We start from the raw sequence: 10,726 nt of genomic DNA on the forward strand, positions 1-10,726 counted from the left end.
GGCTCTGCGGCCCGGTGGGCAGGTCGGGGTGGACGGTGTTGTCGTCGTCGCCCCGGTTGTGATCTCGTCCCCCACCGCCTCCTCCGGCGGGCCCACCCGCGTCGAGTGTCGCGGCGGCCCGCTGCAGGTACGCCGCCACCGGCTCACCGGCGTCGGGGCCCAGCGCGTCGGACATCACGCCCGGGCTGCGCGGCAGTTCGGTGCGCAGGGCGGTGAGGATCGTCACCAACGCCAGCACGATCACCACCCCCAGACCGGCGACCTTCGCCACCCGCGCCGCGAGGGAGGGCCGCGCCTGCTCGCTCACGCCGAGCGCAACACGTCCAGCGCGTGCTGGAGGTCGTCCGGGTACGTGCTGGTGAAGTCGACGCGCGCGCCGGTGCCCGGGTGCTCGAACCCGAGCCCGACCGCGTGCAGCCACTGCCGTTCGAGCCCGAGGCGCTTGGCCAGGACCGGGTCGCCGCCGTAGGTCGGGTCGCCCGCGCACGGATGGTGCAGCGCCGAGAAATGCACGCGGATCTGGTGCGTGCGGCCCGTCTCGAGCTTGACCTCTACAAGTGTTGCGGCCTGGTGCGCTTCGAGGGTGTCGTAGTGCGTGATCGAGTGTTTGCCGTCGGAGGTCACGGCGAACCGCCAGTCCGACGACGTGTGCCGCCCGATAGGCGCGTCGATCGTCCCCGACAGCGGATCGGGGTGGCCCTGGACCAGAGCGTGGTAGGTCTTGTCGACCGTCCGCTCACGGAAGGCGCGTTTGAGCAGGGTGTAGGCGCGCTCGGACGCCGCCACCACCATCAGGCCCGAGGTTCCCACGTCCAGGCGGTGCACGATCCCCTTGCGCTCCGGCGGTCCGGACGTGGAGATGCGGTACCCGGCGGCGGCGAGGCCGCCGATCACCGTGGGGCCGGTCCAGCCGACCGAGGCGTGCGCGGCCACTCCCACGGGCTTGTCGACGACGACGATGTCGGCATCCGAATAGATGACTTCCATACCCTCGACCGGCTCGGCCACGATCGCGGGCTCGGCACGCGGTTCGGGCATCTCGACCTCGATCCAGCTCATCCCCGTGAGCTTGTCCGACTTGCCGACCGTGTGACCGTCGAGCAGGACCTTGCCCTCGGCGGCGAGGTCGGCGACCGCGGTCCGCGAGATGCCGAGCAGGCGGGACACGCCGGCATCGACGCGCATGCCGTCGAGACCGTCGGGGACGGGGAAGGTGCGGACCTCACCCATCGGCGGGCCTGTCATCCGACGCGGGCTCGGGGGCCTTCTTCTGGCCGGTCACCATCGTGCCGTCGTAATCGAGGTTGCGCAGGACTGCGACGGCGATCACGATCACCCCCGCGACAAGGCAGGAGTCGGCGACGTTGAATACGGGCCACCAGCCCACGGACATGAAGTCCACCACATGGCCGCGCAGGACCCCGGGGTCGCGGAACAGGCGGTCCACCAGGTTCCCGGCGGCGCCGCCCAGGATCAGACCCAGCCCCCACGCCCACCAGCGGGAGTGCACCTTGCGGGAGAACCAGATCAGGCCAACCACCACGATAACCGCCACGATGGACAGCAGCGCCGTGACCGAGGTCCCCATCGAGAACGCCGCGCCGGGATTACGGATCAGCACCAGTCGGACGGTCTCGCCGATGAGCTCGATCGGGCGGCCCGGCTCGATCAGGGCGACAGCCGCGATCTTGGTGATCTGGTCGAGGACGACGACCACCAGGCCGATCACCAGCATCACCGTCGGGCCCGCCGCGAAGTAGCGCGACGCCTCACTCGCGGGCTTCGTGCCGGGCGAGGCCCCTGGAGTGTGCCCCGACGCGTCCGGCCGCGTCTCGTTGGTGTCCGTCATGCCACCCAGTATCACTGATGACGCCGACGAGCCGGAGGACGCGGGTGGGACACCCTCTAGGCTCGATGCCGTGGAACCGCGATCGATCAGTGCCCCCGCCCGCCCGCGAGCCGTCCGCCGCGGCCGTCGTCTTCTGGCGCCCGCCGTCGCCGCCGCACTCCTCGTCGGGGTCGCGGCCTGCGGCGATTCGGAATCCCAGGACCCCGCGGCGGGTGCGGGCAGTTCGGCGGGAGCAGCTGCCGGCGCCGACCAGGACCAATCACTGGAGGCCGAGGTCGCCGTTGATCCGGGTCTGGCTCCCGAGATCGAACTGCTCGACGCCGGCGCCGATGAGCGCCGCGTCCTGACCTACGGGCCCTCCCGCGAGTCGGCGACGGTGGAGGTGACCCAGTCGGGCTCCGCGCGGACCGAGGTGCCGGGAAGCCAGGCAAGGGTCGATGAGACCCCGGCCCAGACCCTCACACTCGAGGGGCGATCAGAGCCGGATGTCGACGGGGCACAACGTGCCTCGGTCACGGTTCAGGAGTTCACCTCCGCCGACGAGCTGCGCGCCGCCCAGTTCTCCACGGCCCCCGGCTTCACCGTGACGTGGACCCGCGGACCCGATGGCATCGTGCGTGAACTGGGTCTGGCCGCCCCGGTCAGTGCCACCGACGCCGCCCGTGCGGCGGTGGAGATCGCCGCCAATGCCATCACGGACGTCACCGTGGTGTTCCCGACGGACGAAATAGGCGAGGGCGCCCGATGGACGGCCACACATCAGATCGATGACGCCGTGGCCCCGACCCGTGTCGTCACCTACGAACTGGTCGAACTCGACGGCGACGTGGCGACAGTCCGCTTCGCCACGAGCGCGCCGGACACCGAGGACACCCTGACCGCCCCGGCCCCCGACGGCGGCCCGGGGGTGACCCTCGATGTGGAGAACTACGAGATCACCGGCACCGGTGAACTGACGGTCGACCTGCGCGCGGCGCTACCCGTGGACGGAAAGACGGAGTCCTCGACGCAGGCCGTCTACGTCGACCCCGACACGGGGAAACGCACGACCTACGACGAGGACTCGGTCCTGGAGTTCAGCAACGCTGACTGATCAGCGCTGGCTGATCAGCGACTGCTGATCAGACTCCGGCGCAGGTGGCCGGCGGCTCGAGGCCGGCGTTGGTGATCAGCGCGCAGGCGAAAGCCTTCTGCAGCATCCAGTTTCCGCCCTGGTTGATGAACTGGGCCTGGACGTTGATCGGCTCCTGTCCGGGCTGATTGATCACAGCGTTGGCGATGAGCGTGCCCGGGACGTCGCCCTCGGCGACGCCCGTGATCTGCACGGTGGCGCCCTGCTCGGCCTTGAGCGCGGCGATCTGGTCGAAGATCTCGGGAGCCTCGGCGCCGCCCTCGACGAGATTGACCTTCTCCTCGACCGGCACGGCCGGGTCGGAGGCCTGCTCCAGAAGCGCCGTCAGATCCTCCGCGGTGGGGATCGCCGATGCCTGCTGCGAGGTGGTGGTGGGCGCGGGCGCCGTCTCCCGGCCACCGTTGTCGTCATCACCACCACAGGCGGCCAGACCGCCCAGGGCGAAGGCGGACAGAGAGACTGCAGCGATAGTCCGTCGAAGACTCACGCGTGGTCCTTTCGTCGAATGTGCGGTATCGGGCAAACGTTCCGGGCCCGGCGCGGTCCGCAGACCGCGTCACCGGCCCAACGAACTCGAATGCGTCATTGTTCCATCCCTGACGGCCGGGGTGGTTGACGCCGGGCCGCCAGACCACCACTGTGGACCGGGTGAACAGCGCCGAGACCAGCACAGATACCCCTCATATCGTGATATGCACCACGGGAGGCACGATCACGGCCTCGACGACCCCCGACGGTGCAGTCCTCGCGGGCGGCTCCGAGGCCGCCACCACCGCGATGCTCGACGGTCTCCGAGCGGTGCTGCCCGGCGAGATCCGCGTCTCGGCACGCCAGATCCTCGACGGTGACTCCTCGACCTTCGGACCCGCCGAATGGGACACGATGGTCGCCGCCGTGGCCGACATTTTCGACGACCCCGAGGTGAGTGGCGTCGTGATCACCCACGGCACCGACACCCTCGAGGAATCGGCGATCGCGTTGGACCTCCACCACGACGATCCCCGGCCCGTCGCCCTCACCGGCGCCCAGCTCGCAGCCGATCATCCCGAGGCCGACGGACCCGCCAATCTGCTGGACGCCGTACTGCTGGCCGCCGACCCGGTCTCCCGCGACCTCGGCGTTCTGGTGGTGCTCGGTCGCGCGATCCTCCAAGCCCGGGGGGTGCGCAAATGGCACACCACCGACCCCGTCGCCTTCGCCCGCAACTCCCCCGAGCAACCGGTAGAGCAGCTGCCACCCGGGATGGAGCGCCCGGTCCTGGGTGGGCGTGCCCGCTTCTCGGAGGTGCGCGTCGATGTGCTGGCCTGCTCGCCCGGTTCCGACGCCACCGCGCTGCGTGCCTGCGTCGATGCCGGTGCGCGCGGACTCGTGCTGGAGGGGACCGGGTCGGGAAACCTTCCCCCACTCGTTGGCGATGCGGTTGCGGAGCTCGCAACCGAGCGGCCCGACATCGTGGTGGTGGCCGGAACCCGCGTCCCGCGTGGAGAGGCGACGGCGACCTACGGCGGCCGTGGTGGAGGCGCCGAGCTGGCCACGCGTGGCGTCCTCAACGTCGGCTACCTCCGATCCGGCCAGGCCCGGGTCCTGCTCGCCGCGCTGCTCAGCGTGGCCGACGACTCCGCGACGGCGGACGCGGCCACATCGGCCGGAGAGGCCGGAGAGGCCGAGGTCTCCGAGGCGCGCATGGCCTCGGCGAACGTCGTGCGGCAACGCTGGTCCCGATTCCACCTCTACAACTGACGAGGTCCGCTCACCAGCCGAGTGAGTCCACGGGGTCCGCGGGTTCGAGGGCCGGGTCGTCCTCGGCGAACGTACGCATCCGCCCCGGGCCGGTCGCGGCGGTCTCGAATCTCACCGACACCCGCCCGTGGCCGGCACCCTGAACCCAGCCGTGCCCGAACTCCGGATGCCGCACATCGGCCCCCGGCCTGAAACGCTCACGCTCGGTCTGCCGCCACGAGCCGATTACGGGCGCCGCCTCGGGATCGTCACCTGGGTGCACATCGGAGGGCTCCGCCGAGTCCGCTGTCACGGTGGTGCCCACGCCCACGATGTCGGGCAGGTCGTCATCGTCGTCGTCGACCCCGGCAGCCCCTCCGACCGCACGGGGGTCGGGCACGAACTCCTGCTCGAACAGCGCGTCCTGATGGATCTCCGTCAAACCCGACAATCCCACGCCGAGAAGGCGGATCGCGCCGAAGTCGACGGGATCCGGGGCCAGTGACCGGGCGACCGAGACGATCGTCTCGAGCGACGTGGTGCCCTGCGGCAACGTGTATGAGCGGGTGATCGAGGTGAAGTCGGAGCGCTTGAGTTTGACCGTCACCGTGCGGGCCGCCCGGCCATCGGCGAGTAGCCGCCGGTGCGCGGCCTCGGCCGATCCACGCACCGCGGCCAACACCTGACCGGCCGTGGTGAGGTCCGCGGAGAACGTGCTCTCGGCGCTGATCTGCTTGGCCTCCGCCCGCTCGTGGACGGGGCGATCGTCATACCCGCGCGCGATGCGGGCGATCGCCGGGCCCACCGTCCGGCCGAGGGCGTGCACGACGTCGTCGTCGTCCATCGCCGCGAGGTCTCCGATCGTGGCGATACCGAATTGCGCCAACCTCTCCCCCGCCACCGGCCCCACGCCCCACAGGCTCCGGACCGGCAACGGCTCCAACACCTCGGCGTGGTCGCGGCGGGCGACCACCACGATGCCGTCAGGTTTCGCCAGGTCGGACGCGATTTTCGCGTACTGTTTGCCGGCCCCGGCCCCCACCGACGCCGGGAGCCCCGTGGCCTCGCGAATCGCGGTTCGTAGGTCCTGCGCCCAGGCGCGCGTGCGCTCGACATCGGCGCCCCGCAGCTCCGGAGGCTCGAGGAACGCCTCGTCCACCGACACCTGCTCGACCACCGGGGCGTGCTCGGCGAACACCTCGAACACGCGGTGGCTCAGCGCGCGATAGACGGCCATCCGCGGCGGCACGAACACGGCCGACGGCCCCACCAGTCGGCGGGCCTGATGCGCGGGCATCGCGGACCTGGCACCGAAGGCGCGGGCCTCATACGAGGCGCCCGCCACCACGCCACGACCACCGGTACCGCCGACCAGCACCGGCCGACCCCGCAGGGTCGGCCGGGTCAGCTGCTCACAGGACGCGAAGAACGCGTCCATGTCCACGTGCAGGACCCACCGGTCCTGCCCGGCACCCACGAGGGGCCCCGGTCAGTTCCGCGCCAGCGTCATCCTGACGCCCTCGGCGAGCTCGATCGGATCGCCGTCCGTCGCCTCGAGCGCGTCCACCACCTCAAAATCGGTGGCCAGGACCTCGCCGGCGATGAGCTGCGCGTGCCGGTCGGCCCACTCGCGGCGCTCGGCCGGGACCTCCATTCGCACGCGAATACGGTCGGTGATGTCCAGGCCCGCCGAGCGGCGCGCCTCCTGCAGCTCGCGGATGCGGTCCTTAGCCCAGCCTTCCGCCTCGAGCTCTTCGGTCACGGTTAGGTCCAGGACCACCAGTCCCGCACCGCCGGGCAGCGCGGCCGTGGACTCGGGGTCGGCGGCGACGAGTCGGTGCTCGTACTCGCCCTCCTCCAACTGGATGCCACCGGCGGTCACCACGCCGTCGACCTCGGACCAGTCGCCAGTCTTGGAGGCCTTGATGCAGACCTGAACGTCCTTGCCCAGTCGCGGTCCGGCGGCGCGGGCGTTGACCGCCAACTCCATCCGGCCGTGCGAGGCGACATCACTGGTGAGGCGGACGTTCTTGACGTTGACCTCGTCGGCGATGATGCCCACGAACGGCTCAAGACGCTCGGCGTCCGGCATGGCGACGGTGAGCGAGTTGAGCGGCAGGCGCACACGCAGTTGCTTGGCCTTTCGCACCGACGAGGCGGTCGAACACACGGCCCGCACAGCCTCCATCGCCTCGACCAGCCCCGGATCACGCGGCAGCGAATCGGCGTCCGGCCAGTCCACCAGATGCACCGACTCCTCGCCGGTCAGGCCGGTCCAGATCACCTCGGACATCAGCGGCAGCAGCGGGGCGGCCAGCCGCATGGTGGTTTCGAGCACCGTGTAGAGGGTGTCGAAGGCGTCGCGGGAGTCCTGGCCGCTGGCCTCGCCGGCCCAGAAGCGTGAGCGCGAGCGGCGGACGTACCAGTTGGTCAGGGCGTCGGCGAACAGGCGCAGCTCGTCGCAGGCGGCGGCGATGTCGGTGACGTCCAGGGCCTCGGTCATCGCGTCCCGCGTCGAGGCCAGGCGCGACAGGATGTACCGGTCCAGAACGTGCTGGGAGTCGGTTCGCCAGGTGGCGCGCTCGGCGGCGTACAGCTGGAAGAAGCTGTAGGAGTTCCACAGCGGCAGCATGGCCTGGCGCACGCCCTCGCGGATCCCCTGCTCGGTCACCACGAGGTTGCCGCCGCGCAGGATCGGCGAGCTCATGAGGAACCAGCGCATGGCGTCCGAGCCGTCGCGGGAGAACACCTCGTTGACGTCCGGGTAGTTGCCCTTGGACTTGCTCATCTTGAGCCCGTCGTTGCCCAGCACGATGCCGTGCGCGGCGACGTGCCGGAACGCGGGACGATCGAACAGGGCCGTGGCCAGGACGTGCATCGTGTAGAACCAGCCGCGGGTCTGGCCGTTGTACTCGACGATGAAGTCGCCCGGGAAATGGGTGTCGAACCAGTCCTTGTTCTCGAACGGGTAGTGGACCTGCGCGAACGGCATGGAACCGGACTCGAACCAGCAGTCGAAGACGTCCGCCACACGGCGCATCGTGGACTTGCCGGTGGGATCGTCCGGGTTCGGGCGGGTCAGCTCGTCGATGTACGGACGGTGCAAGTCGGTGGGCCGCACGCCGAAGTCCCGCTCCAACTCATCCAGGGAGCCGTAGACGTCCACACGCGGGTAGGCCGGATCGTCAGACTCCCACACCGGGATGGGCGCGCCCCAGTAGCGATTGCGGTTGATGTTCCAGTCTCGGGCGCCCTCGAGCCACTTGCCGAACTGCCCGTCGCGCACGTGCTCGGGCATCCAGCGGATCTGCTCACGGTTGAGTTCGACCATCCGGTCCCGGAACTCGGTGACCCGCACGAACCAGGCGGGCAGCGCCATGTAGATGAGCGGCTGCCCGGAGCGCCACGAGTGCGGGTAGGAGTGCTCGATCGTCTCGTGCCGGACCAGCTTGCCGGCGGCGCGCAGGTCCCGCGAGATGGGCGTGTTGGCGTCAAAGACGAGCTGCCCGGCGTACGGCGGCACCTCGGAGGTGAACTTGCCGTCCGGTCCGACGGGGATCACCAGCTCGATGTCGGCCGCGTCGCAGGCGTCCTTGTCCTCCTCACCGAAGGCGGGCGCGAGGTGCACGATGCCGGTACCGGACTCGGTGGTGACGTAGTCCGCCGACAGCACGACGTGCGCATTGGCGTGACCCGCGAAGAAGTCGAACGGCGGCGTGTAGGGCAGCCCCACCAGCTCAGTGCCCTTGAGGGTGGCCACGACCTCGGCGTCCTCACCGAACTCGGCGGCGTAGACGCCGCGGCGCGCCTCGGCCACGACAAAGGTGCGCCCCGCGAGCTCGCCGGAGTTGGCGCGCACCACCTGGTAGTCGATCTCGGGGTGCACGGCGGCGGCGAGGTTGGACGGCAGGGTCCACGGCGTGGTGGTCCACACGAGCGCCTCGGCCCCGTACAGCGGGCTGTCCTGGGGCGCCTCCAGCGGTAGGCCGACGGTGACGGCCGGGTCCTGGCGCATCTTGTAGGCGTCGTCCAGGCGGGTCTCCTGGTTGGACAGGGGGGTCTGCTCGTACCAGGAGTACGGCAACACGCGGAAGCCCTTGTAGATCAGGCCCTTGTCGTACAGCTGCTTGAACGCCCACAGCACGGACTCGGTGAAGTCGATGTCAAGGGTCTTGTAGTCGTTCTCGAAATCCACCCAGCGGGCCTGACGGTGGACGTATTCCTCCCACTCGTCGGTGTACCGCAGCACGGATTTTTCGCAGGCGGCGTTGAACTCGGCCAGGCCCATGTCGAGGATCTGGGATTTCTCGGTGATACCGAGCTGCTTCTCCGCCTCCAGCTCGGCGGGTAGGCCGTGGCAGTCCCAGCCGAAGCGGCGGTCGACCTTGAAGCCACGCATCGTGCGGTACCGCGGCACCACGTCCTTGACGTAGCCGGTGAGCAGGTGACCGTAGTGCGGCAGGCCGTTGGCGAAGGGCGGCCCGTCGTAGAAGACGTACTCGTCGGCGTCGGCGCGGTTTCGGATGGACTCGCGGAAGGTGTCCCGCTCGTCCCACCGGGCGAGCACGGTCTCCTCGAGCGCGGGGAAGGACGGTGTCTGGGCCGTGGTGCCGCCGGTGAGGTCGAGGATGGGGTACGCGCTCCCGGTGACCGCTACGGCGGTGCCCTCGGCGTCTGGGGTCGCGGATTCGGTGCTCATGTGGGGCGGGACTCCTCGCGTACGGGGCCCGCACGAGTCGGTACCCGTGGGGCCGTCAGGCCTGCGCTCGGGGACGTTCCGGGTGCGAGAAGCGCACCCGTCCGCGGTACCACCCCGTTTGACGACGACGACGTCGGCGTCCACTCGTGGGTTGAGCTGTCACGGGCTCTCCCGTTCGGGTCTACTAGGCCTGTCCGCAACCGGGCTGGCTGTTCTTCCGAGCGCTCCCCGGTGATGGCCGGTTCACTGCGCATCCGGCTCGTGGCCGGACAGTTCCTGATCCTACCTGTCGGAGGAGGCGTCCGCCTCGTCCGGCTTACCGTCCCTGCCCCGGTTCGCGGCGGCTGAAGCCTCGTCAGAAGTGGCCTCACCGGTGGCGGGCTCGTCGTCACGCGTGCCGTGGCCGCGGATGAGGTCGACCAGTAGCAGGAGCAGGCCTACCGCGCCGACGCCGATACATGCCCATGCCCACACGATCTGTCCACTGGCGACCGCGGCGACGAGGAACGCGAAGCCGAGGATCGTCAGGCAGAGTGCGGCGACGAGCATCGGTGCCTCCTGGTGCTGTGCTGGGTCTGCAGGTCAGTGGCGTGGGGCGGCACCGCGGCGAACGGTGTCAACCTCACCCCCGAATATACGTCGACCCCCGCACCCTCGTGGGGGTCGGGGGTCGAGCGTCATGTCAGTGGCGTCACTCGGCGCGGTGGCCGCCGTCCTTCTTGACGTCCTTGTCGGAGGAGCCGGTCACATCGCCCGGCGTCGCGGGGGCGGCGGAGCCCGCCTTGCCGAGCTCGGACAGCTGGTTCTCGAGGTAGCTGGTCAGGCGGCTGCGGTAGTCCTTCTCAAAGGTCCGCAGCTGGTCGATCCGGCCCTCGAGCACGCCACGCTGTTGGTTGATGGTGGCCATGATCTCGGTGTGCTTGCGCTCGGCGTCGGCCTGGAGGGCGTCGGCCTTGGCCTGGGCCTCCTTGACCTGCTGCTCGGAGCGGGTCTGGGCGTCCTTGACGATCCCGTCGGACTTGTTCTTGGCCTCACCCAGGATGCGGTCGGCTTCCTTGCGGGCGTCGCCGAGCATCTTCTCGGACTCGACCTTGGCACCGCCGACCAGCCGGTCGGACTCGCCACGGGCCTTGGACATGAGCCCGTCGGACTCCTTCTTGGCCTCGCTGGTGAGCCGGTCGGCCATCTCCTGCGCCATGGCCAGCACGCGTGCGGCGCGGAGGCTGGAGTCGGAGTTGGAGCCGGCGTCGTCACCGGAGTTGCCGAGCGACGGGGTGGCGGCGGCCGATGCAGCGGCCGGGGCGGCTGCCGCAGCCGGCGCTGCTGC

General features: G+C 70.1%; 9 protein-coding genes and 1 pseudogene. 2 read left to right on the forward strand and 8 right to left on the reverse strand.

Going from position 1 to position 10,726, the window contains the following annotated elements:
• The 3 genes and pseudogenes from G6016_RS08485 to lspA form a co-directional block, all read right to left on the reverse strand.
• Positions 1 to 307: pseudogene (locus G6016_RS08485) on the reverse strand (hypothetical protein); the annotation flags it as partial.
• Positions 304 to 1,230 (reverse strand): RluA family pseudouridine synthase, encoded by a 927-nt coding sequence (locus tag G6016_RS08490; RefSeq protein WP_182632235.1) that lies wholly within the window; start codon positions 1,228 to 1,230, stop codon positions 304 to 306. The gene G6016_RS08490 and the pseudogene G6016_RS08485, both read right to left, overlap by 4 nt.
• Positions 1,223 to 1,849, reverse strand: coding sequence for a signal peptidase II (gene lspA / locus G6016_RS08495; RefSeq protein ID WP_182632228.1), 627 nt, complete (start codon positions 1,847 to 1,849; stop codon positions 1,223 to 1,225). Before lspA ends, G6016_RS08490 begins: the two co-directional genes overlap by 8 nt.
• A gap of 70 nt (positions 1,850 to 1,919) precedes the next feature.
• Here lspA and G6016_RS08500 point away from each other — a divergent pair, with 70 nt between their 5' ends.
• A complete protein-coding gene (locus G6016_RS08500; RefSeq protein ID WP_182632229.1) occupies positions 1,920 to 2,942 on the forward strand; it encodes a hypothetical protein in 1,023 nt (340 codons plus the stop codon).
• A gap of 28 nt (positions 2,943 to 2,970) precedes the next feature.
• Here the strand turns inward: G6016_RS08500 and G6016_RS08505 are convergent, their stop codons facing one another.
• Entirely contained in the window at positions 2,971 to 3,468 is a 498-nt protein-coding gene (locus G6016_RS08505) for a WKL family lipoprotein (protein WP_182632230.1), read from the reverse strand.
• 200 nt (positions 3,469 to 3,668) lie between these two features.
• On the opposite strand from G6016_RS08505, the gene G6016_RS08510 reads away from it, so the two are divergent.
• On the forward strand, positions 3,669 to 4,721 hold the full coding sequence (locus G6016_RS08510; protein ID WP_338403554.1) for an asparaginase: 1,053 nt from the start codon (positions 3,669 to 3,671) through the stop codon (positions 4,719 to 4,721).
• Between the two features lie 10 nt (positions 4,722 to 4,731).
• Here the strand turns inward: G6016_RS08510 and G6016_RS08515 are convergent, their stop codons facing one another.
• The 4 genes from G6016_RS08515 to G6016_RS08530 all read right to left on the reverse strand — a co-directional run.
• A complete protein-coding gene (locus tag G6016_RS08515; RefSeq protein WP_182632232.1) occupies positions 4,732 to 6,177 on the reverse strand; it encodes a DNA polymerase IV in 1,446 nt (481 codons plus the stop codon).
• A gap of 12 nt (positions 6,178 to 6,189) precedes the next feature.
• The gene (gene ileS, locus G6016_RS08520; RefSeq protein ID WP_182632233.1) at positions 6,190 to 9,399 is read right to left on the reverse strand and encodes an isoleucine--tRNA ligase; all 3,210 of its coding nucleotides are present in this window, start codon (positions 9,397 to 9,399) and stop codon (positions 6,190 to 6,192) included.
• Between the two features lie 282 nt (positions 9,400 to 9,681).
• Positions 9,682 to 9,948, reverse strand: coding sequence for a hypothetical protein (locus tag G6016_RS08525; protein ID WP_182632236.1), 267 nt, complete (start codon positions 9,946 to 9,948; stop codon positions 9,682 to 9,684).
• A gap of 142 nt (positions 9,949 to 10,090) precedes the next feature.
• A partial coding sequence (locus G6016_RS08530; RefSeq protein ID WP_182632234.1) for a DivIVA domain-containing protein occupies positions 10,091 to 10,726 on the reverse strand: 636 nt, incomplete at its 5' end.

The sequence above is a fragment of the Dietzia aerolata genome, assembly GCF_014144865.1.
GTDB lineage: Bacteria > Actinomycetota > Actinomycetes > Mycobacteriales > Mycobacteriaceae > Dietzia > Dietzia aerolata.